Source organism: uncultured Rummeliibacillus sp. (assembly GCF_934216135.1).
GTDB lineage: Bacteria > Bacillota > Bacilli > Bacillales_A > Planococcaceae > Rummeliibacillus.
Genome location: NZ_CAKQBI010000015.1, coordinates 25,370 through 51,292 on the forward strand (window position 1 = coordinate 25,370; position 25,923 = coordinate 51,292).

At 35.9% G+C, this 25,923-nt stretch carries 18 protein-coding genes; 1 reads left to right on the forward strand and 17 read right to left on the reverse strand.

What is annotated here, in order from left to right:
- Positions 1–11: 11 nt before the first annotated feature.
- From addA to uvrB, 15 genes are all read right to left on the reverse strand, one after another.
- Complete coding sequence (gene addA, locus Q0977_RS11065; RefSeq protein ID WP_299513754.1) at positions 12–3,674, reverse strand: helicase-exonuclease AddAB subunit AddA; 3,663 nt, start codon at positions 3,672–3,674, stop codon at positions 12–14.
- Positions 3,658–7,164: a helicase-exonuclease AddAB subunit AddB gene (gene addB / locus Q0977_RS11070; protein ID WP_124217349.1), complete on the reverse strand. Its 3,507-nt coding sequence runs from the start codon at positions 7,162–7,164 to the stop codon at positions 3,658–3,660. Before addB ends, addA begins: the two co-directional genes overlap by 17 nt.
- 54 nt (positions 7,165–7,218) lie before the next feature.
- Positions 7,219–7,842 (reverse strand): TVP38/TMEM64 family protein, encoded by a 624-nt coding sequence (locus Q0977_RS11075; protein ID WP_124217348.1) that lies wholly within the window; start codon positions 7,840–7,842, stop codon positions 7,219–7,221.
- Between the two features lie 366 nt (positions 7,843–8,208).
- A complete protein-coding gene (locus Q0977_RS11080; protein ID WP_119416493.1) occupies positions 8,209–8,439 on the reverse strand; it encodes a CsbA family protein in 231 nt (76 codons plus the stop codon).
- A gap of 11 nt (positions 8,440–8,450) precedes the next feature.
- Complete coding sequence (locus Q0977_RS11085) at positions 8,451–9,620, reverse strand: PDZ domain-containing protein (RefSeq protein ID WP_119416492.1); 1,170 nt, start codon at positions 9,618–9,620, stop codon at positions 8,451–8,453.
- Between the two features lie 108 nt (positions 9,621–9,728).
- Positions 9,729–11,162: a S41 family peptidase gene (locus Q0977_RS11090; protein WP_299513763.1), complete on the reverse strand. Its 1,434-nt coding sequence runs from the start codon at positions 11,160–11,162 to the stop codon at positions 9,729–9,731.
- An 80-nt stretch (positions 11,163–11,242) separates the two neighbouring features.
- Complete coding sequence (locus Q0977_RS11095; RefSeq protein ID WP_241155037.1) at positions 11,243–11,818, reverse strand: TlpA disulfide reductase family protein; 576 nt, start codon at positions 11,816–11,818, stop codon at positions 11,243–11,245.
- The gene (locus Q0977_RS11100) at positions 11,815–12,447 is read right to left on the reverse strand and encodes a hypothetical protein (RefSeq protein WP_299513768.1); all 633 of its coding nucleotides are present in this window, start codon (positions 12,445–12,447) and stop codon (positions 11,815–11,817) included. The genes Q0977_RS11095 and Q0977_RS11100 overlap by 4 nt, the downstream gene beginning before the upstream one ends.
- Positions 12,448–12,644: 197 nt before the next feature.
- Complete coding sequence (locus Q0977_RS11105; RefSeq protein WP_119416489.1) at positions 12,645–13,937, reverse strand: murein hydrolase activator EnvC; 1,293 nt, start codon at positions 13,935–13,937, stop codon at positions 12,645–12,647.
- 97 nt (positions 13,938–14,034) lie between these two features.
- Entirely contained in the window at positions 14,035–14,919 is an 885-nt protein-coding gene (gene ftsX, locus Q0977_RS11110) for a permease-like cell division protein FtsX (protein WP_119416488.1), read from the reverse strand.
- Complete coding sequence (gene ftsE, locus Q0977_RS11115; protein WP_119416487.1) at positions 14,909–15,595, reverse strand: cell division ATP-binding protein FtsE; 687 nt, start codon at positions 15,593–15,595, stop codon at positions 14,909–14,911. The genes ftsX and ftsE overlap by 11 nt, the downstream gene beginning before the upstream one ends.
- A 223-nt stretch (positions 15,596–15,818) precedes the next feature.
- Positions 15,819–17,009 carry a DUF4097 family beta strand repeat-containing protein gene (locus Q0977_RS11120; protein ID WP_119416486.1) on the reverse strand — a complete coding sequence of 397 codons (1,191 nt, stop codon included), beginning with the start codon at positions 17,007–17,009 and terminating at the stop codon, positions 15,819–15,821.
- 39 nt (positions 17,010–17,048) lie between these two features.
- Positions 17,049–17,636, reverse strand: a complete 588-nt coding sequence (locus Q0977_RS11125) for an AAA family ATPase (RefSeq protein ID WP_299513772.1) — start codon at positions 17,634–17,636, stop codon at positions 17,049–17,051.
- Between the two features lie 73 nt (positions 17,637–17,709).
- Positions 17,710–20,574, reverse strand: a complete 2,865-nt coding sequence (uvrA, locus tag Q0977_RS11130) for an excinuclease ABC subunit UvrA (RefSeq protein ID WP_119415637.1) — start codon at positions 20,572–20,574, stop codon at positions 17,710–17,712.
- A 5-nt stretch (positions 20,575–20,579) separates the two neighbouring features.
- On the reverse strand, positions 20,580–22,562 hold the full coding sequence (uvrB, locus tag Q0977_RS11135) for an excinuclease ABC subunit UvrB (RefSeq protein ID WP_119415636.1): 1,983 nt from the start codon (positions 22,560–22,562) through the stop codon (positions 20,580–20,582).
- A 423-nt stretch (positions 22,563–22,985) separates the two neighbouring features.
- On the opposite strand from uvrB, the gene Q0977_RS11140 reads away from it, so the two are divergent.
- Positions 22,986–23,558, forward strand: a complete 573-nt coding sequence (locus Q0977_RS11140; protein ID WP_124217343.1) for a competence protein ComK — start codon at positions 22,986–22,988, stop codon at positions 23,556–23,558.
- On the opposite strand, the gene Q0977_RS11145 is transcribed toward Q0977_RS11140, so the two are convergent.
- Entirely contained in the window at positions 23,524–23,901 is a 378-nt protein-coding gene (locus Q0977_RS11145; protein WP_119415634.1) for a hypothetical protein, read from the reverse strand. The genes Q0977_RS11140 and Q0977_RS11145 overlap by 35 nt on opposite strands.
- 220 nt (positions 23,902–24,121) lie before the next feature.
- A protein-coding gene (gene prfB, locus Q0977_RS11150) for a peptide chain release factor 2 (protein WP_299513849.1) occupies positions 24,122–25,220 on the reverse strand; the annotation gives its coding sequence in 2 pieces (ribosomal slippage) (positions 24,122–25,156 and positions 25,158–25,220; 1,098 coding nt in all).
- Between the last annotated feature and the right edge of the window lie 703 nt (positions 25,221–25,923).

Consider the following 25,923-nt stretch of genomic DNA (forward strand, 5'->3'; position numbering starts at 1 on the left):
CCTATTTCCCCCTACAAAACAACCGACCTTTTTGCATCGAAAGCATAAATTACTTTTTCATGTATATCGATTTGTAATATTTCTTCTAACGCTTCTTTATATAATGAAAGTTGAACGTCATATCGTTTCATCATTTCTTTCCGTAAGCCGTCAATTGTTTTCATATTTGGCTGAATTCTATCTGTTTTATAATCAAGCAATATCCAATTTCCATTATGTTCTTGAAGTAAACAGTCAACAACACCTTGCACAATTTGCGTATCACCATCACGGTCATCTAAGCTAATCGTAAATGGCATTTCTCGATATATTTTTTGAGCATCCATAAAACGACGACCAATATCCGTTTCAAAAAAGGCAATGATTTTCGTCGCTTGTACAGCAGTTGCTTCTTCTTTCGTCAATAGTTGGCGTTCTACTAATGTAGATACAAATTGTTGAACTGCTTCTATGTTATGCAAACCAACCTGTGGTATATGTTGCATCACAGTATGCATCGCTGTTCCAATTTCTGCTGCTGTTAATGATCGATGTTGTAAAAAAGCAGGTCTTGTCGCAACTCTTTGCTGAGTCGATGCAGCTTTAGGAAACAGTTCAGGTTCTTCTTGTGCTTCTAAATGTTGAATCCGTTTTAATTCACTGACAGATGTTTTTGAACGCTTAGTAATTGCATTTTCAAAAGCATACGGAGTATCAAATCGTTCATGAATTTCAGCTAGAATTGCATCATCTACAGGTTGTTCCTCCTGTAATTCCTCTTCTTCCGTTACTTCTTCAACACTTCCAGATTGAAGTTCATCGGTATCCATGACGGTTAATTTCCAATGAGATAATTCTGAATGATTTTCATCATGCCCTTCAAAATCAGGATGTCTTGCAAAAGCTGGTCCAATCCAGTCTAAATAATTCTTTGCTTTTGCTCGAAGATAGTCAGGTAGTTTCTCACCAGAGATTCGTTGTGATTCCATCCAATTCTTTTTCGTCTTTTCCCAATCTTTTACCGAACCTACTAAAAATAATTTTTCTTTCGCTCTTGTCATTGCAACATACAAGATACGCATTTCTTCTGACTTCATCTCTAATGTTTTCTTTTCAACCATTGCTAAAAACGGTAAAGATTTATATTGAAGACGTTTTTCAGGATCAATCATTTTTACTGCTAAACCAAATTCTTGGTCAAATAAATATGGTAAATGGAAATCCATTTTGTTAAATTCTCTACCAAGCCCTGCAACAAAAACATATGGGAATTCCAAACCTTTTGATGAGTGAATTGTCATAAGTCGAACGACATTTTCCTTTTCACTAATCGCACGTGCTGCTCCTAAATCATCACCACGTAATCGCATTCTCTCTACAAATCGTAAGAAACGGAACAATCCACGGAAGGATGTCTTTTCATAGGCAATTGCTCGGTCATATAATGCTCGTAGGTTAGCTTGACGTTGTTTCCCATTAGGCATTGCACCGACCATTTCATAATAATTCGTATCCATGTAAACACGCCATATTAAATCCGCTAACGAACCACGTCTAGCTAAATCACGCCAATCCTCCAATTGTAGTAAGAATCGTTGTAGCTTCTCCGCAGTGGCTGATTTTAGCCCTGCTCCCTCGTTACGAACAAATTGCTTTAACGCATCATAGAAAGCTGCTTTTGGCTCTGCTAATCGAATGCTAGCTAACTCATTTTCAGTTAACCCAACAAATGGTGCTCGTAAAACAGATGCAAAAGGAATATCTTGATATGGATTATCGATAATTTTTAATGTGTTTAACATGATCATTACTTCAAGCGCTTCAAAATACCCTGTTGAAATTTCCGCATAGAGTGGAATTCCCGCAATTTTAAACTCTTCTACCATATCAACAGACCATGTCATAGACCGCATTAAGATGACAAAATCTCTATATTCAACGGGTCTTTCTTTTTTCTCCCACGGATCATAGACAACCATATTAGAATCCATAATACGTTTTATTTCTTTTATGATAAAACGTGCTTCTTGCTGAGATTTTTTTAATTCTTCTTCCACTTGCTCTAAATCTTTTTCATCGTCTTCTTTTGATGTGTGTAAAATCACCAATTCAAGAGGCATTTTCTTTTCATCATAAGGAGCTTTTGGTTTTAAAGAAGCTGCATCATCATATTCTACTTCGCCAACTTCTTTTCCCATCACTTGTGAGAATACATAGTTTGTTCCATGAAGTACCTCTGGTCGACTGCGGAAGTTCGCGTTTAGATCAATACGTAATCCTGTATTCGTAGGATTCTCATTATAAGTTAAATATTTTTGCAAAAATAGCGTTGGTTCAGCTAAACGGAAACGATAAATAGATTGCTTTACATCTCCAACCATAAACATATTTCCATTCGATGCATCGCCACTTTTGACTAATTGCAAAATGGTTTCTTGTATACGGTTTGTATCTTGATATTCATCAACTAAAACTTCTTTAAAACGCTCACGATAGTCTATCGCTACGGAGGATGGTACTAGTTTTCCATCTACTTCATCAGCTAAAATTGATAGCGCATAATGTTCTAAGTCAGAAAAATCAACTAATCCTTTTTCATTTTTTGCCTTACCATATTGCTCACTAAATTGAATCGCAAGTTCTACCAATGTTTCGATTATTGGTTTCATCAATCGAATTTCTTCTAATAGTTTTTCTGGTGAACGTTTGAAAAAGGTATTGATGGGTTCTTCAAACATTTCTTTAGCTTGTTTTCGTTTTGACTTAGCAAGTTCTAATAATTCCTCATCGCAACTTCCCTTTTTTTGAGCTTTTGCACGATCTAGTTTAACAGATTGGAAAAATTGATAAGCTTCGTTCCAACTACGCTCTACTATAAACCCTCTTGCTTCTTGAAACAGGATTAAATCCTTTTGTGCAGTTTCTCCATAAGCAAATGGGCCATCTGGTTGTAGAGAAAGTTGATGGACTTCTTCTATTAAGCCAATTGCACCTTCAATATTGTGGAGAATTGCTTTTTTTATATGAGGTGTAATATCTAAATCATCAATCGTCGCATCATCAGCAATTGCGTATTTTTGAGGTAGTGATTGCAACCATTTAATCGGTTCTGGATTAACTCTAGACATCTCATAAAGCTTTTGAAGCAATACTTCAATGGCTTGGTCATCCCGATCAGATGTAAAACTATCTACTAGACGATAAATAGCTTCTGCATTTTCTCCGTCATACGCAGCCTCCAACACCTCTGCTAGAGTATCATCTCTTAACAAAGCTGCTTCTGTATCATCAGCAATTCTAAAGCCAGGGTCAATATCTAACATATAGGCATACTGACGAACAATATTTAAGCAAAATGAGTGCAAGGTTGAAATCTGTGCTTTATTAATCAGACTCAATTGTCTACGTAAGTGCTTGGATTGTGGGTTTTTACTTATTTCCTTTTCCAAAGCATTTGCCATTCTATGACGCATTTCAGCAGCTGATGCATTTGTAAATGTTACGACTAATAATTGGTCTACATCTATTGGATTTGTAGTTGATATTACTTTTTCAATCATACGATTGATCAAAACAGCTGTTTTACCTGATCCCGCTGCTGCTGAAACGAGTATATCTTGTCCAGATGCCCAAATAGCTTTCCATTGGGCATCTGTCCAAGTTGCATCATCTGGTTTCTTAGGAATTTGATTCATCTTGTCCACCTTCCTTACGTATTTTTTGAATAATTTCATCTGGTTTCTCTACGGAAAGTTGACGATAATGTTGTTCTGGGTCCGTTGTATCAAATTGACAGACACTCTTATATGAACAAAACTCACATGCTGTGCGCTGTTTCATTCTAAATGGGCTAATATCTGTATGTCCCTCTAAAATTTCTTCTCCAGCTTTTCGGTGTTTGTTTCGAACAAAGTGTTGCAATGTTTTCATATCATTGGGAGCAATAATAGATGATTGACTTGGTGAAGTGCTACCATCCTTTTTCATGTAAACAGGCACTACTTGAGAATGACCACTCTTCGTTGTTAATTGATCATCCATCGCTATAATAGAATCATAGTCATCCAATAATAATCCTCGCATTTTAAAATCTTTTAGTCGTTCACTTTCTGCCTCGTCTGCTGTCAAGCTTATATCTGGGCTTAACATAGGGTTATGAACATGAATATACAAAACCCCTCCAGCTTCTGCATGAATCGGGAGCCATTCGTCCGAATTCGTAATCGCAACATCTAAATACGTCAACATTTGTAGTGATAAACCATAATAGACATCATTTAAATCTAACTTATGCGGAGAAGATTTATAGTCAACTACACGGATATAAGGCTTACCATTGACTGTTGTCGCATCCACTCTATCTATTCGCCCACGCATTTGCATTTTCTTATGATTATTCAATTCAATAATAAGTGGTGGAAGCGGCTCATTTGGTCCGAATGCAGCTTCAAGTGCAATCGGCTTAAACCCTGAAACTCTTGCGTGTTGGCTAAGTGATTGTAATGTTCTTTGTACAATAAATGTTAATTTACGAGCAATATAACGATAACGGGCGGTACTTAGTAAAATTTGATGGTAAAGCAGTGGCGATATTTCCTCAACTGCTTTTTTAGCCAATATTGCACATTGTTCGGTCGATAGTTGTGCCCATGTTAATTTCATACGATCTGTTTCTTCTGCAATCCATTTCAATGCAGCATGAAATAAATCCCCAATCGTTGGCGTTTCTAAGCGATATACCGCTCTTTCTTCTAAATGTAAACCATATGTAGAAAAATGGGCGAACGGACATCGATAGAATTTTTCTATTCGTGATACACTGGAATTTAGTGTGGATCCATACAATGCTTCTGTATTTTCTGGTGTTAACTTTTCTGCCGTATTTGGTGTTGTTAAAGGTCGCATTAATCGTTCTAAAACAGTCTTCCAATATGGATCTTCTTCATAATAGCGTTTCAACGCAAGCCATTCAGGGGCTATTTCCCCGTCTTCTTGATGTAAACGAAGTTGCTTCATCAAATAAGCTAAAGAAGTACTTGGATGCATTATATAAGTAAGTGCACTTTGCTCTTCTGTAGATTCACTTGGATCGACTAATGCGATTGTCTTCTTAATATCGACTAACTGTTCTTCTAAACGATTAATATAAAGAGACGGTAATAGTGCTTTACTTTCCTCATCTGCTATTGCATAGGAGACAATAAGTCGATCTGATTGCATTGTAAAAACATGATAAGCAATAAATTCTTCTTCTAACAATCTTGCTTTTGAAGTCGGTGCAATTTCGTAACCCGTTTGTAAGAACCATTCACGTTCGTTATCTGCTAGCAGACCTTCGTAGTCTATTCGTTTCGGATAAACGCCTTCATTGACGCCTATAACAAATACCGCCTTCATCTTTGATAAACGAGCAATATCCGCATTAGCGACAGTGACTTGATCTAGAGATGGTGGAATACGAGAAAACTCTAACGTATCAAATCCTTCATCTAATATTTCATATACTTCTTCCAGCGTCATTGGTTGATCTCCGAATAACATCACAAACTGATCTAAAATCTCGACCCAATGATTCCAAGCTTGTTCATGTTCACTCGCTTCTAATAAAAGACCTTTCTCTATTTCATGGTCTTTTAGTGCTTGTAGCTTATCATAGACCTCAAGGCCTTCGATAAAGTTATATAAAGCTGCAATAATTTCTCGACCTGTTGTTGCTTCTTTTAGTTGTTCTTCAAAAGCTTTTAAAGGTTCACGGATTTTCCCACGAACGGCTTCAATTTCTTGTTGATAAGCACGTTCTTCATCTGTTTGGTTTTTCGTGAATAATTCTAAACCGCGGTATTTTTTATATAACCATCGTTTCTCTTCAAACCAACGATTACCATAAATTCCTTGTGCAAGTACAAAGTTTTCCAATATATCTGCTCTTTCTCTCCACACTTGAATATCGGATGTGCGAGGGAAAAACAAATCTGTTTTAATTGCCCGGAAAATAGGTTCATACTTCCAATCAGACTGAATTACTTCTAATGCAGAGCGACTTAACTCTATTAGTGGATGATGAAGCATCGGTTTTTTCTGACTGACAAAGACAGGAATATCGTATTGTGGGAAAGTTGTAGCGATTAAAGGATCGTAGACATCAGCTTGACGATAGATAATTGCAATATCGCGATACCGCATATGCTCATTTTGTGTTAGTTCTTTAATCTTTCGAGCAACAGCATGGATCTCTGCTCGTCGATTAGCAGCCTCAATGATTTCTACACTACCGTCACTTTCTTTTGAAACTGGCGGGAACACTTCAAATTGTCTCTCAATATGTCGTAAATCAGCTGTATGAAATCTTCGTTGTTCTTTACAATGGTAGATAGGTTCAACTTCTATCCCATTTTCAAAAGCTAAATCTTTTAGTCTTGAACATGTACGAGCCGATTGGTAAAACAAAGCTTGTTCGTCATCAGCATCAGCTTCTGATTCCATTGGTAAAACGACTGTTACGCGATGAGCTATTTTCAATAATTCTTGAACCAATTCAAATTCTCTTGTTGTAAAAGCTGTAAAACCATCGATATATATATCCGCTTCGCGAATCATTTTTGAATCGACTAATTGAGACGTTAAAAGTGGGTAATACCCTTCACTATCAATATATGTAGTCCCTAAAGCATCTTCAATCGCCTGAACGAGTAAATGTAAATCATGGATTTTATCTCTTAATGTTTTTGGTGCATCTACTTGTTCGAAACTTTTCTCTAATTGATCTAGCGCGGCACTATCTAAACTATATCGACTAAATTCTTTTAATAAGGATTCCATTTCAGCGGTAAATCCACGCTTATCTGCAGCCTTGCGAAACAAAGCGAATTCTTCTTTATGGTTTTCTAATAATTTTCGAATAAGCATTCGGTATCCAAAACCATTGACTTCTTTTCGGCTTATACCACCGGTTTCTTGCAAAACACGCCAGGCTAAACGTTTAAAAGTGGTAACCTGTGCTCTTATTAACCCCTTCACATCATAATCATGTGTCATATCATACTCGGCTGAAAATGACATTTGGTCTGGGACTATCAAAAAAATTGGTGAACCAAGTGGATTTTTTTTCACCTCATTCACAATCTCTTGTTGAATATATGTCGTTTTACCAGTGCCTGAACGCCCTGTTACAACACGCAGCGACATTTAAAAACCCCCTTTAACTTACCTCTAATATACCACAAAATAAGAACATTCGTTCTATTTCGTGTTGTGTTTTTTCGAATATTCGCGCATATTTTTTTCTACTTTTTCATTCATCTTTGCTTCTACCTGTTTTCCTCCCCACCATAATAAGAGGATAATAACAACAATTAGGCATGTCCGAATTGGATTTGTTATTAATGCGCTCAAGTCTGAACCAATCCAGCTAATGATGAAAATCATTACTAATTTTGCAAGCATAACCGTAACTAAATAAGTCTTCTTCTTTAAATTCGATAAACCTGCCACAATATTTACTAGAGCAGATGGGGTAAACGGAAAACAAAGTAATATAAATAACGGCGTAAAACCTTGATATTCTACCCAGTGTATTAACTTTTGTACTCCTTGTCTTTCTGTAAAAAAACGAAAAGCTTTCATTTTACCAAATTTACGGATGACTAAAAACACACAATATGCACCTAAAACTGCACCACTCCACGAAAACAAGAAACCCCACCACAAGCCATATGCGCTAGCATTTGCAACTACAAAGGCTGCCAATGGCAAAAATGGTAAAAACGCTTCTAAAAAGGGTAAAGCAATAGCTAATAGAGTACCCATTATGCGATATTGTTGTGCTAATGCCTGAAAATTTTCAATGGATAACCAATCTGGCACTCCCATTGCCTCCTTCAAATCTTACATTTAAGATTTTCTACCTATTTTATTCTTCTATTAGGAGCGCTTTGCACTCTTATAAGTTGCGATTAGCAGACCTTTTTTGAAGAACTTACATGGAAAAATATTAAGGATAGTTCTTTTAATTCATTATACAATAGATGCATAATTTCTAGATGTTTTAAACTTTTAATTTCCGTCAATTTTTCATTCTAACCTTTGGTGAGTAAATAATTAGCGAAACCAGCATTAGTGTTTGAACAGTAATATTACGACATGGATTTAATTTTAATTTGGACATGAGAAAAAGAAAGAAAGGGTCGCCCCATAAGTTTTCTACTTATGGGACAACCCCTTCTTTCTTATTTAGTTTTTATGCTGATTCATCATTCTGTTTGAATACCAAAAACCAATCGTTAAAGAAATCGCATCGATTACATATAAAACAGGTGGATGCGTATATCCTGCATAGATTGAAGCGGCAATTAGCGCAACTGAAAGAGCTAGACCAACATATTGTTTGAACGTTATTCGCGTGAATAATACAACTAATAGTCCTGGTAATATCAATGCCATTAAAAACTTTGTTACCGACATTTCTTCACTCCCTATCGTACAACGAGCAAGCCAATTCTAAAATGATCATGACGATAAATGACGTGCTGTCTTAAGCGAACCTCTCCATCTTGATCAAGTACTTCTAATCGACAATGCGCGGCATTCACTTGCAACGCTTCATAAAGTTCTTCTTCCGTTTTTACAGGAATACCATTTACTTTGCGAATACATTCACCGACTTGAATGCCCATCGCCTCTGCAGGAGAATCCGGTAACACACCAGCTACCATGACACCAGAATCTTGTGGCATCACAGCATAACCACCATGACGTTCACTTAGTGAATAGATAATAGATACTAATGCTCTTCCGACTACAGCAACACTTACAGCTGCAATCCCCATAATAGGGAAGAAATTAGCAATAATAGCTTCGATTAAAACAATCACGCCTAAAATTTGAACTGTTTTTCCTAATTGCGGATAAAAATGTACCGGAAGTAATTTACGAGAACGTTGTTGGAACCCAACTACTAATGGTACAAGAATGAATGAAAATGATTCACTGCCTAATGTAACTTGAGGCCAATATGGAATATATTCTTGAATTGTCCCACCTGGTAACACAAAAAATACCGGAAGAATCCATAAACGCTTAGCCAAATAAATAGCTGAGGGTAATCCTCTCTCCGTTTTTAATATTTTCGGAGATGCAATTTTGGACGCATTTTTTGCGATTAAATATCCTTCTGCAATAAGTAAAAGACCAATGATACTTGGAATCGACACTAGCATACCAACATGCATTGATGTACTCATAATATCCCAATTGAAAAAATGCCATGAGTGATCCGAAATATATGTATACCACATTATGATAAATGCAATCCCTAAAGGATATGCTGCAGATGCTAAGTGGTAATAAAACGTAATTAAACACAACACACCTACAGCAGCACTTAAAACGATAAATTGAATCGGTACTACTAATCCAATAGCAACACTAATGACCGAGATAATCAGCCCTAGTAGCCAGCCTTCTTTGAACATTAAAATTGTTTCAGACCAGCCCCAAAAGATCCGTATATTAAATGATTTTCTTTCCTCTTTTACACGACGATATCCTATTAATATCGAAAATATAATAGCAACATACAATAATGGGTTTAAAAAGAAACGGCCGATGCCTTTTACTAATTCTATGACAATATCTAAAAACATAACTTTGCATCACCTTTCTAACTTTTGCTACATATGATTGTCTTTTCATTGTACCAAACGACCGTTTGAAAACGAAACATTTTCGGAACTAACTTTCAAATAGTTTCATTAATTACTAATTTTGTGGCTCAAATAGCTAATAGCCATCTGTAATTGTAAATCATTTTCTAATTTCTCCCTATATTTTACCACTTCTTGACGTAAAGCAAATAGGAATTCCTCATCCATTATTTTATTATTATTTAAATTATGTTTCTTACTATATTCTTTAACTGCCTCAGCAGTGGTTCTATCAAAATAACCATCTACTCTATTGATTGAATATCCTTGTGCTTTTAGTACTTGTTGTACGTATTGGATACTTTCAGCGAAATCTCCTTCTTTAAAGTTACCTGTAATTGGTGGTAGATTTATATGATATAGGGCATCTTGTTCTACTTCTATTGTCGGCTTAATCCCTTTACCGTGAATCCATTCACGCTTCGGCGTTAACCATTTATGTGTAGAAAGCTTTAGTTCTCCACCATTTGATAAAGGCCACGTTCCTTGAACTGTACCTTTACCAAAGCTTTTATCACCAATTATCGTTGCACGGCTTAACTCTTTTAACGCTCCACTTAAGACTTCACTTGCAGATGCACTTCCTTCATCCTGAAGTAACACAGTCGGTAATTTCTGCAACTGCTCATCATACTCAAATGCTAAATCCCTTTTTCCCAATTGTAGTGGTTCCTGATTTCCAACAGCATCTTCCATATAAGCAAATGTCGTTTTTGGTTTTGTTAAACTACCAATAATTTGTGCTACACTCTTCAAATATCCTCCAGGATTACTTCTAACGTCAATGATTAATGCGGTAATATTTTGTTTGACAAGTTCATCTGTATTCTTATACCATTCTTCTGCTGTTTTTTCTCCAAACATTGCAATAGAAATATAACCAATATTCTTACCTTCAGAAACTAAGACTTTACTTGAAACAGATTTTTGAGTTATTGCTGCCCTTGTAATATTTAGTTCTACATGGCGCTCCTCAGATGGTCTGTATACCGTTATTTTCACAACGGTACCTTCTTTACCTCGTATGAGTGCTAGTAATTCGGTTAATGACTTTCCGTCTGTACGTTCTTTATCAACTTGAACTATTTCATCGTACGATTTTAATCCAGCCTTTTCAGCTGGAGAATCCTTCATAGGAGATATGATGATAAAGCGTCCTTGGCTTTCTGTAATTTCTGCGCCAATTCCTACTCGTTCATCTGACAACTGCTCCCTATGTAGTTTCGCCTCTTCTTTCGTATAGTAAGTACTATACGGATCTTTCAGCGATCCCGCCATTCCATTAATAGCACCTTCAATCAGTTGCTTTTCTGATGTTTCATGAACAGACTGTTTACGGATTAAATCATACGCTTCCTCTACAGATTGAAAAACATCTTGGTCCGCTTGTACAGCCTTGTCCGTTTTCTGATACTTCCAATACCCTAAAACACCAATACCGACTAAAATAATCATGCATAAAAATAGCCACCGTTTTCTCATTAATCTCGTCCCTCCCATATCTATTCAATGTATGAGGAGGAGACAAAATTTAAAACTTGAAAATGGTGGCCTGCTTTTTATTATTTTATGTTAGCTATTATGTCCGACATCTTTTTTTGATCCATCGGTCCGGTAATCGTTGTTTGTATTTTTCCTTTTGTATCGATGAAGTAAGTTGTTGGAATTGTTACAATTTGATACTGTTCTTGTTGTTCACCATCTGTATCCAATAATACTGGATATGTCATATCATATGATTTAACAAAATCTTTAATATAATGCTCATCTTTATCTGACTTTTTTAAATTCACTGCAAGGATTTCTACATTATCATCTTTTGCTGATTTTTTATAATACTTTTCCATATGGGGTATTTCCGCTTTACATGGTGGACACCAAGTTGCCCAGAAATTTAAAATCACTTTTTTCCCCCGATAATCAGAAAGCTTCGCTTCTTTCCCATCAAGTGTCTTTAGCGTAAAGTCGGGTGCAGTTTGACCAACTTTTAACCCACTTTCATTTTCTACAGTAGATGAAACTTGTGTAGATGAAGTATCTATTTTTTCATCATCAGCTATTTTAGATTTCATAAAATTCGTTAACGCAATCGCGATTAATACAACGACTACTAACAACGCAAAGATTTTCTTTTTCAACTTTTGTTCCTCCTAGGCTGCACTAATATCCTAAATATGATGAATAGTAATGTCACCAATACTGATAATTGCCAAATACCTAATGGCTGTAATAACGCGATCAACATATGTGAAAAGAAGAATAAAATCAGCAATTGTCTATGCCAAATAATGCCTTCATTTCTTTTCCAAAATGCTATCACAATCCAACATGAAAAGCTAATGATTGTTAACCCTTTCTGCCACAAAAATGCATCATTTAAAATAGCCATCATTATTTGATAAAAGCTTTGGCAAAGTATACTACTCAAAAACAAAGCTTGTAAATCTTCCTCCAATATGCCCCTACTTCTTAATTTTTTCCAAAGTGTGGCTAACATAAACAACATACCTATTACAAACCCAATCATACCACCATTAAAGTAAAGTATTGTGAGTGGATGCTTAATAACTATCGAAAAATCTGTGACAATGACACTGAATTTCCAAACGAGGATTAGCGTAAGAACAGCATCTGCATAAATGGATGCAACTTCTTTTCTATATACTTTCCATAATAGAAGCCCTACAATCAGCATACTACTCAAAAATGCAATCCATGAAGATGGTAGTGAAAGTGCTTTGATGGTATACCACTCGGTAATTTCCACTTTTAATCCCTCCCAGTAAAAAGTGTGTGTCTATAAAGTCATTTGAGACACACGTAGTATGTTGATTTATTGTCATTCGACTAACTAAGTAGCAATACTTCATATATAAGCTAATTTTTGTTCTAGAAAGAAGGGCTGCCCCGTAAGTTTTCTACTTATGGAACAGCCCCTTTTAATTTGTTTTATCGCTCAGCGTTTTATAAAGAGATATAACGTAACGGATTTACAGCACCAACACTTTGCCCTTGCCATGCTGTAGTGTGAATTTCAAAGTGTAAATGGCTTCCAAATGATCGTCCTGTATTGCCCATATAGCCGATGACTTGTCCTTTTTTAACGGATTGTCCTACTGTTGAATTGTAACCACTTAAATGTGCATACACAGTTGTAAATGTATGACCGTTAATCGAATGTGTGATCATAATAACATTTCCATATGTAGACAAAGGACTAGCTTTAAAGACGACACCATCTGCAGCAGCAACAACCGGTGTTCCTATTTTATTGGCTAAATCCACGCCATAGTGAAACTCGGGACCCGCACCGATATTACGCCATCCAAAACCAGATGTTAGTGTACCATTTGTCGGCTTCGTCCATGTGCCACTTGCTACTTCAGGAATATTGCCCGTTTCACCTGAATTCGAAACAGCTGTAGTACTTGAACTTTTGCTCGCAGCTTCCGCTTGTTTACGAGCAACTTCTGCTAATCTCGCTTGTTCTTTTTCTATCTCTTTTTGAACTTTTTTACTTATATTTAGCGCTTCCGAATATTCTTTTTCTAATAACTTTTTCTCAGATTTTAAATGATCTTGCTCAGCCTCTAGTTGATCAATTAGATGGTCTTTATCCTTTTTCTTCTCATCTAAACTTTGACGTAATGAATTCAGTTCATCTCGATACATTTCTTGTTTTTGTAATTTTTCTTCTAGAGTTGCTTTTTGCTCTTCAAGTTTGTTTTTATCATCATGTTGCTCTTGTAAAATCATTCGGTCTGCTTCTAACAAAGTGTTAACCGCAGATACACGATCGATAAAATCGCCAATACTTTTAGCCTTCAACACTACATCGAGATAACTTACTTCCCCACCATGTTCCTGAATTGCCCTTGCACGTTGTAGAAGAAGCTGATCACGTTCCTCTATTTTTTGCTCTAAGTCATTAATAGAATCTTTTAAAATATCAATCTCAGAATTGGTCTTATCAATTTTCTCTAATGCTTTTTTAATCTTATGATCTGTTTTGAGGATTTTTTTATCGAGTTTTGAGATTTGCTCCATAATATGATCCATTTTTGATTCATTCTTAGTAATCTTTTTTGATTTCTCTTGAATAGTAGATTGTAATTTCGATTCTTTTTTATTTAATTCCTGTTGTTGGCTTTTTAAATCCTCGATAGATTCTGCATTTGCTGTAACCGATGGAATTATCAATGTTATTGCTAATGCTGTGGCAATTGCGCTCGTTAAACTTCTCGACTTTTTGTTCAACTGGTGAACCCCCTATCACTATCAAATTTTTATCTCACATCTACGATTGATTACTAAATGTGAAAAGCTTTCATTAACTGTTTCTGTAAATCTCACTTTAAATTTTTAAGAATTTTCGTACGGACATGAAACTACCCCATATACCAATCAAAACGCCCATTAATAAGATCAATAAATCTACTTCAAAGATGAATGGTTTCGAATTAAGTAATTGGAAAATTTCACCTTGTAATTTTGGTGCAAGTGCATTGTAAATTTGAGTGTATAAAATGGATACAATTAAAATAGGAATAATTGATCCTAATAGACCTAACCACATACCTTCTAAAATAAATGGAATACGTACAAACCAGTTTGTTGCACCTACTAATTTCATAATCTCAATTTCTTTTCTTCTCGCTGTAATAGTAATCTTAATCGTGTTAGAGATTAAGAACATTGCAGTTAAAAGTAAAGCAATTATTAATACGATTCCTACGTTTCTACTAATATTTAAGAAGTTAAATAGTTTTTCAATTTTGCCTTTCCCATAAAGCACTTCATACGTGTTATCTAATGTATCAATTTGTTTTGCAACTTTTGCCGTTTGTTGAGGATTTTTGGCTTTTACATACAGTACATTTCGCAATGGATTACTTTGTTTGAAGAGACTTAAATCTTCACCAAAATCTTTGACCAATCCATTTAATTCATGTTCTTTAGATGAATATTTCATCGATTCGACACCAGGCATGTCTTTTATTTGCTGTTGTAAAGTTGCTTCAGCTTTTTCATCTGCTTTAAGGTCGATAAGGACTTTAATTTCGACATCATTTTCTAAATCATTGGCTACCTTATTTAAATTCATCATAATCACCATAAATACGCCAACCAATAATAATGTGACTGTTACTGCACTTACTGAAGCAAACGTCATCCATCCGTTTCTTCCAACCGACTTTATACTTTCTCTGAAGTGACGACCTAAAGTTCTAGCCTTCATAGCCGTAGTCACCTCCACGTTCATCGCGAACAATGAGTCCGCCTTCAATAGCAATTACTCGACGACGCATATTATTAACAATTTCTCTATTATGCGTTGCCATAATAATCGTAGTTCCGCGTGCATTAATTTCTTCAAACAGGTTCATAATATCCCAAGAAGTTTCTGGATCTAAGTTACCTGTCGGTTCATCCGCAATAACTACTTTTGGTACATTCACAATTGAACGAGCAATAGATACACGTTGCTGCTCCCCACCTGACAACTCATCAGGGAACATTCTAACTTTTTTCTTTAAACCAACTAAATCTAGTACATCCATTACGCGTTTACGAATTTTTGAAGGGTCTTCTTCAATTACTTCTAACGCAAATGCAACGTTTTCATATACATTCAATCTCGGTAATAGTTTAAAATCTTGAAAGACAACACCTATCTGCCTTCTTAAATGAGGGACTTCTTTGTTTTTTAATTTCGAAAGATTCATTCCATTGACAATAATCTCCCCAGAAGTGGCTTTTTCTTCACGATACATCATTTTAATAAATGTCGATTTACCTGCGCCACTAGGTCCAACGATATAGACAAACTCACCTTGTTTAATTTTTATATTAATACCATTGACCGCAACTACGCCATTGGGGTACTTCTTATAGACATTCTTCATTTCTATCATTTTTTGACCACCCATTTTATAGTAAAACTTAACCAATTCTATGTAAGCTTATTATAACATTGAATAATTTGTCTACCATTACAGTAATATTTCAAATCATTAAATATATTATTTTGTCATTACTTAGATAATATTACGGTAATTGAGCGAAAAAAGTCTGCAAAAAAGAGCGATTTAAAAGTGAAAAACCACTTTTAAGTCGCTCTTTTATACGTATTATGATTTATAGATTGTATCGAACAATCACTGAACCTGTTTTCGTTTCTCCTTCAATGGCTAATGATGATTGACTATCAATATTTTTGGAGAATTGAACGGTTTTTTGTAAAAATTGACTTTGTTCATTTATTCGTTGAACATCCGGTAAGCGAACATCCATTTTACCCAAATTAGATGAAACTTCACCATGTAAAGAAATTGTACTTGGAATATATATTTCTACAGTACCTGCAACAGTTTGAGCTTTAATACTTCTAGCATCGTCAGAACGTGTTGTCACAACAACGTGTCCATTCACAGAGTTTGCTTCAATTTCAGTTATTTCTCCATCAATGTAAATTCGTCCGTTTACAGTTTCTGCCTCTACTTCGTCGCCTTTAACCTCTCTTAACTCTATAGCTCCATTAGCAGTTTCTAGATCGAGTCTTCTAAAGTTTAGAGACTTACAGCTAATGCCACCATTCATCGTTTTGACTTTTAGTTTATCAAGATTAATGTTGTGAATACTAAAGCCACCATTAAATTGGTGAATTGATATCAGGCTATATTTAGTTTCTGGAATATATAATGTTACGTCAACGCGAATTTTCTTTGTCGTACTTATCACACGCAGTGTTCCATTATCATTTTTACATACAAATTGGCCTTCGAATTCTTTTTCAATATTGTCATTTAACTTTACAAAGGAGGGTTTTACTTGATATACAGCTTTTGCTTTTCCATCAAATGATGGTTTAATCTCTATATTACCATTTGGAATATCGATACTAATATTTTTGAAATCCGAAACTTCAATAATTTCTTCTTTTTCAAATGTAGTAGGATCCATAAACGTCTTCTCAAAATCAAATTCTTTTACCTTTGAAAGAGTTGTATTCATCAGATCAACAAATTTTGTGCTGAATTGCGTAAAATCCTTTTTCAAATCTTCAAAGAATGTATCATCTACTCTAGAAGATTGATTTTGTTTAAATTTTTCGTCTTGTTGCTTTGTAAAGTCTTCTTCGTTTGTATATGAGTCTGATTGAGATTGACTATTTGCGAATTGAGATTGTTCAGTTGTTGTATTTTGCTTTTGAGTATTCACAGATTGTGCTGCTGGTTGTTCCAGTTTCTCTAATAATACTAATGCTTCTTGAGCAGTGATGGTGCCTTTTTCAACTAAATTTAAAATGCGTTTACGTTCGTCTTGCATTTTACTGGCCTCCTTATTCGTATTACTTATAGTTACGAATCACTTGGAAAAAAGTTTCATATTATCCTGCGAAACCTGTTTTACTAACTCTGCTAGAGCGCCTTCCGTTAATGGTTTTGAGTTATCAAAAGTAATTACTACATTTTGTTCAAACAGATCTGCATCAGTATACACGGGTAGACGATTCTCTACATATTGGTCCCATTCCTTTTCATATGTTCGAAATGCTTCAGGGTGATGAAGTTGAAATCTTCGTTTCTCTTCTTCAACTTCTGGAATCATGATTTCTACATGATGAATACTCGATACGTTTAAGTCATCTTTTTCTACGAAATGGGCATCACTATAATATGTTGATACTTCTAAAACAACATCTAATCCTAGTTCAAGTTGATCTTGAATCAATCGACGTAATACTTGAACTTGTAATTCTGTCATTTGACGTACTTTCATAACTGTCGCAAAATCTGTCCCTGAAACTTCATGCGCATTAATGATTTCTTCCATGAGGATATCTGTCGTTTTAGGACTATCAATAAAAACAGCCCCTAATTCTTTTGCTAGAGCTTTACCAACTGTTGTTTTACCAACACTGTTGTAACCAGAAACAATAATTAGTCTTGCCATAAAGCTTCTATCTCCTTCTACACTACCTACACGTGGTTATTATTCTTAGTTGTAAGATTATCCATGGAATTACCTACTTTTTAGCACTCAACAAGGCTTCTTCCATGCGATTGCGATCGCGTTCTAAAATCTTTTTTAAATAGATACCTGTATAGGATCCTTCTGTCTCAGCTACTTGTTCTGGTGTTCCTTTTGCAATGACAGTACCGCCTTTATCTCCGCCTTCTGGACCCATATCAATAATATAATCTACGGTTTTAATGACATCTAAATTATGCTCAATAACCAATACAGTGTCTCCATTTTCAACTAATCGTTGTAAAACTTTTAATAGGCGGGCTATATCTTCTGTATGAAGACCTGTTGTAGGTTCATCTAATATATAAATAGACTTACCATTTGAACGTTTATGCAATTCCGATGCTAATTTAACTCGTTGTGCTTCCCCACCCGATAATGTAGTAGCCGGTTGTCCTAAATGGATATATCCTAAACCAACATCTACAATCGTTTGTAATTTACGAGCTATTTTCGGGATATTTTTGAAGAATTCCAATGCATCTTCAGCGGTCATTTCTAAAACATCTGCAATGCTTTTATCTTTATACTTTACTTCTAATGTTTCACGGTTATATCGTTTTCCATGGCACACTTCACAAGGTACATAAACATCTGGCAAGAAATGCATTTCAATTTTAATAATGCCGTCCCCACGACACGCTTCGCATCGGCCGCCCTTAACATTAAAACTAAAACGACCCTTTTTATATCCACGTACTTTCGCTTCATTTGTCACAGCAAAGACATCTCGAATATCATCGAATACACCTGTATATGTGGCAGGGTTAGAACGCGGTGTTCTTCCGATTGGCGACTGATCAATGTCGATTACTTTTTCTAATTGATCGATTCCTTCAATCTCTTTCACATCACCAGGCTTTATTTTTGAACGATTTAGCTTTTGCGCTAACGTTTTATATAATATTTCGTTAACTAATGTACTTTTCCCGGACCCTGAAACACCGGTAACAGCGATAAATACTCCTAAAGGAATATCAACTTTCACATTCTTTAAGTTGTTTTCTCTTGCCCCTTTAATCTTAAGATAACGGCCATCTGGTTTTCTCCGTTCAGATGGTATAGGAATATATCTTCTACCACTTAAATATTGTCCTGTAAGGGATTTTTTACTTTTCATCACTTGCTCTGGTGTACCCGCTGCGACGATTTCTCCCCCGTGTGCACCTGCTCCAGGACCTACATCGATTAAATAATCTGCTGCAAGCATTGTATCTTCATCATGTTCAACAACGATTAAAGTATTGCCTAAATCACGCATACTCTGTAATGTTGCGATCAATCGATCATTATCTCTTTGATGTAAACCAATTGATGGTTCATCTAAAATATACAGGACCCCTGTTAAACGAGAGCCGATTTGTGTTGCTAGACGAATTCGTTGGGCTTCTCCACCAGATAAAGTCCCTGCTTCACGATTTAAAGTTAAATAATCCAATCCAACATTGAGCAAGAAGCTAAGTCTCTCTTGAATTTCTCTTAAAATTAGACGTGCAATTTGCATATCCTTTTCGGATAGCTTTATATCTTGGATAAAGGCATAAGCCTCTTTAATCGAGTATTCTGTTACCTCGCCAATATGTTTATCTGCTATTTTGACTGCTAATGTCTCTGGTTTTAAGCGATGACCATGACAAGATGGACAAGGCTGTTTAGCCATATACTTTTCCATTTGTTCACGTATATAATCAGATGATGTTTCTTTGAATCGGCGTTCTATATTTCTTAAAACACCTTCAAATTGAATATCTTGGTCGCGTATATTACCAAATTCATTTTCATAATGGAAATGAATATAATCCTTTCCTGACCCATTTAAAATTTTATCCATTTGATCTTTTGGAATATTTTTCACAGGTGTATCCATATCGATTCCATAATGGTCGCATACACATTTTAATAATTGTGGATAGTATTGTGAACTAGTAGGAATCCATGGTACAATTGCACCTTCGTTTAAGGTTACATCCCAGTCTGGAATAACAAGTGATTCATCAACTTCGAGCTTCGTACCAAGTCCATCACATTTGGGACATGCACCGAATGGGCTGTTAAACGAAAACATACGAGGTTCTAATTCTTCAATTGAGAATCCACAAATGGGACATGCGTGATGTTCACTAAATAACAACTCTTCTATGCCCATTACATCAACCATAACTCGGCCATCTGCTAGGCGTAATGCAGTTTCTAACGAATCACTTAAACGTGACTCTACTCCTTCTTTTAAAACAATACGGTCAATAACCACTTCAATATTATGTTTTTTATTTTTTTCTAATTCAATATTATCGTCTAAATCACGAAGTTCTCCATCAACGCGTGCCCGTACATAGCCTTGCTTTTGTAAGTCTTCCAGTAGTTTTACATGCGTTCCTTTTCGACCTGATACCATCGGTGCTAATAATTGCAGCTTTGTACGTTCCGGATATTGCATGATTCGGTCAACCATTTGTTCAACTGTTTGTGATGTTATCTCAATGCCATGATTCGGGCAAATTGGCTTTCCGACACGTGCAAAGAGCAAACGTAAATAATCATAGATTTCCGTTACAGTTCCCACGGTTGAGCGTGGGTTTTTGCTTGTCGTCTTTTGATCAATTGAAATCGCTGGTGATAAACCTTCAATTGCATCAACATCAGGTTTATCCATTTGGCCTAAAAATTGTCTTGCATAGGCGGAAAGAGATTCAACATATCGTCTTTGTCCTTCCGCATATATCGTATCAAATGCAAGTGATGATTTACCTGAACCTGAAAGTCCTGTTATGACAACTAATTGGTCCCGCGGAATTGTGATATCGACATTTTTTAAATTATTTGCTCGTGCTCCTTGTACAACGATTTCTTGATTTTTCAAAATCCTCATCCTTCCGCTTTCAATTCTAAAATCGTATCTCGTAGTTCAGCTGCTCGCTCAAAGTCAAGCGCTCTTGCTGCCTCTTTCATTTCTGTTTCGAGTGATTCTAATAATGTTGTCTTTTCGGCTTTCGTCAACTTCTTACCATCAGTCACTTTTGTTAAGTACGATTCTGGCTCTTCTGCAGCTTGTGTTGCCCGAATGACATCACGAATTTCTTTCTGAATTGTTTTCGGTGTAATGCCATGTTTTTTGTTATATTCTATTTGAATGGTACGTCTACGATTTGTTTCATCAATTGCCTTTTGCATTGAATCTGTTATATGATCCGCGTACATAATTACATGACCATTTGCATTACGCGCAGCTCGACCAATTGTTTGAATAAGTGATCGTTCTGAACGTAAGAAACCTTCTTTGTCCGCATCTAAAATCGTTACTAAAGAAACCTCTGGAATATCCAACCCTTCACGTAACAAGTTAATCCCAATTAGAACATCATAAGTTCCTAATCTTAGTTCTCGAATAATTTCAATACGTTCTAAAGTTTTAACTTCTGAATGTAAATATTGAACTTTGATTCCCATTTCTTTTAAGTAATCTGTTAAATCTTCGGACATTTTTTTCGTTAATGTCGTAACAAGTACACGTTCGTTCCGTTCAATTCGTTGTTGAATTTCATCGATTAAATTATCAATTTGTCCTTCAATTGGGCGAACTTCAATTTCTGGATCTAATAAGCCTGTCGGACGAATAATTTGTTCAATTGGTTGAGGTGTATTTTCCAATTCATATGGTCCTGGTGTTGCAGATACATAAATAGCGTTATGAATATGCTTCTCAAATTCCTCAAATTTTAACGGTCTATTATCAAGTGCAGATGGTAAACGGAAGCCGTGTTCTACTAAAACACCTTTTCGTGCTTGGTCACCGTTATACATTCCACGAATTTGTGGTAAGGTGACGTGACTTTCATCAATAACTAATAGAAAATCTTCAGGGAAATAGTCTAATAATGTGTAAGGAGTAGCCCCTGCTTCACGTAATGTTAAATGTCGTGAATAGTTTTCAATTCCTGAACAAAAGCCCATTTCGCGCATCATTTCTAAATCATAATTAGTCCTTTGTTCCAATCGCTGTGCTTCTAACAATTTGTCTTCTGCACGTAGTTTCGCCAATCTTTCTTTTAGTTCTTCTTCTATATTTTCAATCGCTTTTAGTAATTTTTCTTCACGTGTAACGAAGTGGGAAGCCGGAAAGATAGCAATATGTTCACGTTCACCTAGCACTTCTCCTGTGAGTGCATCAATTTCTCGAATTCGATCTACTTCATCTCCAAAGAATTCAATTCGAATACAGCGTTCATCTTTAGAAGCCGGGAAAATTTCAACGACATCTCCTCGTACCCTGAACTTGCCACGTGTAAAATTAATATCATTTCGTTCATATTGGATATCTACAAGTTTTCTTAATAATTGATTTCGTTCAATTTCCATACCAGTTCGAATGGAAACAACCATTTCTCGATATTCTTCTGGGTTACCTAAGCCATATATACAAGAAACTGATGCAATAATAATGACATCATCTCTTTCGAACAAGGACGATGTAGCGGAGTGTCGAAGCTTATCAATCTCATCATTTATGCTAGCATCCTTTTCTATATATGTATCCGTTTGTGGTACATACGCCTCTGGTTGATAGTAGTCGTAATAACTTACAAAATATTCAACTGCGTTATTTGGAAAGAATTCTTTAAATTCGCTGTAAAGTTGACCTGCCAGTGTTTTGTTATGCGCAATGATGAGAGTTGGCTTTTTTACTTCTTTAATAACATTTGAAATTGTGAAGGTTTTCCCAGTTCCTGTTGCTCCTAACAATGTTTGTTCCTTTATACCTTGTCGTACACCCTCTACAAGTTCTCTAATCGCTGTTGGCTGATCCCCACTTGGTTCATAGTTCGAATGTAGTTCAAATTCTTGCTCCATTTATCTTCCTCCTTACACGTGCCATCTAGTAGCTATATTTTAACATAGCTGTTAAGAAATTTCGATAAATTTGCGAACGTACGTTTTATATCATTATCTCTTCTCTGTTAAGTTAAGCGGAGCATAATAATAGATTTTTAAGTTGAACAATTTTGCGAAAAAGTAAAATAAAAAAAGGTTTATTTAGAACGTTTTCCCCAAGCAAACGACTCATTCTGTCCAAGCAATTGGTTCATGCTCCCAACAAAATGAGCATTTTCACCATTTCAATTTGCCAAATACTGTATGTTAGTATAGGGAAAACAGCAAGACTTTGCAAACCTTTTTCCTTTAACATTTTGTAAAGGTTGGTGATTTCTCGCGTAACTTATCCTTATTACATATCACTTAGTCAAATCAACGTATCTTAAAGGAGGAAAAATAATGAATTACAAAATTGTTAAACTTTATGATTTTTGCTTGAATCCTAATATCTGCATGCTTAAACCAATAGTTTTAGAAGGACGTAATTATTCCCTCGTTTTTGAAACAAAAAGAATGTACGTAGTGCCTTGCACAGTAACTCGTTTAATAAATCGTATTTGTGCATCTTTAGGGACAACATTAGATGCCGCTTTAGATTACTCGAATAGTATTTTCAAAGATGCTCATATTAAAACGAATAAAGATGAAATTATGATTAAATTACCAATAGTATTATCTGTTATTAATCAATCATATATTCTCTTTCCTACTGCTTCACCAAGAAAAAAACACGCTGCATGGATTCTTTGGCAAAATTTCAGAGGCCATTCCATTATTGGTCAGCATGAAATTAGGCTTCATTTTAAAAATGATGTCTTTATAGATGAGCAGATTAGTTTTACAACGCTCTCTAGGCAACAATACTATTCCTCTATTTTATATTTTCGTCATATGGATGATATGTTAACGAATTATCAAAACCCATTACAAATGCTTTTTAATGCTCGCAGTGACTTATTTCTTGTGCCTTAGCTAAATAATAAGACAATAAATCTTCTACATGATTGCGCAGACGGATATTAGAATAACGCCGTGAATCTTGGGTACGTTTACGTATAAAAATATATTCTGAAAACAGATCATCCCGTTCACCACGGAATACCTGCAATTGATTTTGTCGTAAATATTTTTTTGCATCTGTCAGTTCTTTTTGAACGTATTTAATCGTCTGCTCGATTAACTTCAGATAAGGTTGTTTAAGTTTAAATGCTCCTTGTTCAAACGCTCGACAGTCATTTTGTAAAATTTGTAAAACCATAGGTAAGTAAATAACCTGTTCTAGCATTTGGATTGCTTCTTTTGACAAATTTAACATCATTCTACCTCCAAATAAAGAACAAATGTTCTATTTTAATTTTACAACCAATGTGGATTTTTAGCAAGTAATTTAGCGAATGAATGTTCTGGTTTTAGATAAGTTGTAGGTGTTGAGGTTTATTTCCTTTTTGATGGGATTTATTTCTTTTTCAAGGTTGTTGATTGCTTCTTTTGTGGAGAATGAAAAAGCCAACGAATTGTTGGCTTTTTTCCTTTAATTATAGTTGTGAGCGTAAGTAGGCATTGATAAATTGGTCGATGTCACCGTCCATAACGGCTTGGACGTTACCTGTTTCAGTATTGGTGCGGTGATCTTTCACCATTGAGTATGGGTGGAATACGTAAGAGCGAATTTGGCTACTCCAACCAATCTCTTTTTGTTCGCCACGAATATCATCTAAATGAGCTTGTTGTTCTTCTACTTTTAGTTGATACAATTTTGCTTGCAGCATGCTCATTGCTTTTTCACGGTTTTTAATTTGAGAACGTTCCGCTTGGCATGCTACGACAACTCCGGTTGGTAAATGGTGAATACGGACAGCAGATTCCGTTTTGTTGATATGTTGACCGCCTGCACCAGTTGAACGATACGTATCAACCTTTAAATCTTCGGGACGAATTTCAACAGCAATTTCATCCGTAAATTCTGGCATTACGTCACAAGAAACGAAGGATGTGTGACGACGACCAGCTGCATCGAATGGAGAAATACGAACTAGCCGGTGAACACCTTTTTCCGCTTTTAAATAGCCATACGCATTATGGCCTCTAATTGCAAGCGTTACAGATTTAAGGCCTGCTTCATCACCTGGTAAATAGTCCAATGTTTCCACTTTAAAATCATGTTTTTCAGCCCAGCGTGTATACATACGTAAAAGCATTGTACCCCAGTCTTGTGATTCTGTACCACCAGCGCCTGGATGTAATTCTAAAATGGCATTGTTTTGATCATATGGATCACTCAAAAGTAATTGTAATTCGAATTCAGCTGTACGATTAGTGAATTCTTTCATTTCATCGCCAAGTTCTTGTAGCAATTCTTCATCAGGTTCTTCTTTCAATAACTCTAATGTCATTTCGAGATTTTCCTGTGTTTCTACTAATGTGTAAAATTCATTGACGATATCTTTTAAACCTTTTGATTCGTTAATGATTTTTTGAGCATTATTTTGATCATCCCAGAAGGATGGTTCAAGCATTAGTTCATCAAGTTCTTGTATACGAGCCTCTTTGTTTTCTAAGTCAAAGAGACCCCCTAAAGTCTGTTAATTTTTTAGCGGTATTATCTAACTCATTTCGAACATCTGATAATTCGATCATTTTTTATTCCTCCAAAATTATTTCATATTTATGTGTATACTCCATGTTCGCGGGAAAGGTTAAATGTTTAACCATTTATTTGTCGCGGACGATTAAGAGCATTATTAGTAATTATTTATCTAAGTTTATAGCTTATTTTGTAGTGATAAGCTGGATTAAGTTAGTGTGCGTTTTATAACTTGAGAATTGTTTTTTGCGCAACTCGGAGACTGTTTGTCACAATTCGGACTCCTTTTTGCACAACTCGGACTCCCTTTTGCACAACTCGGACTCCCTTTTGCACAACTCACGCTTCTTTTTGCACAACTCGGGCTCCCTTTTGCACAACTCAGGCTCCCTTTTGCACAACTCACGCTTCATTTTGCACAACTCACTCCTTTTTGCACAACTCAGGCTCCCTTTTGCACAACTCATGCTTCTTTTTGCACAACTCAGGCTCCCTTTTGCACAACTCAGGCTCCCTTTTGCACAACTCGGGCTCCCTTTTGCACAACTCACTCTTCATTTTGCACAACTCAGGCTCCCTTTTGCACAACTCGGGCTCCCTTTTGCACAACTCGGGCTCCCTTTTGCACAACTCAGGCTCCCTTTTGCACAACTCACTCCTTTTTGCACAACTCAGGCTCCCTTTTGCACAACTCACGCTTCTTTTTGCACAACTCAGGCTCCCTTTTGCACAACTCGGGCTCCCTTTTGCACA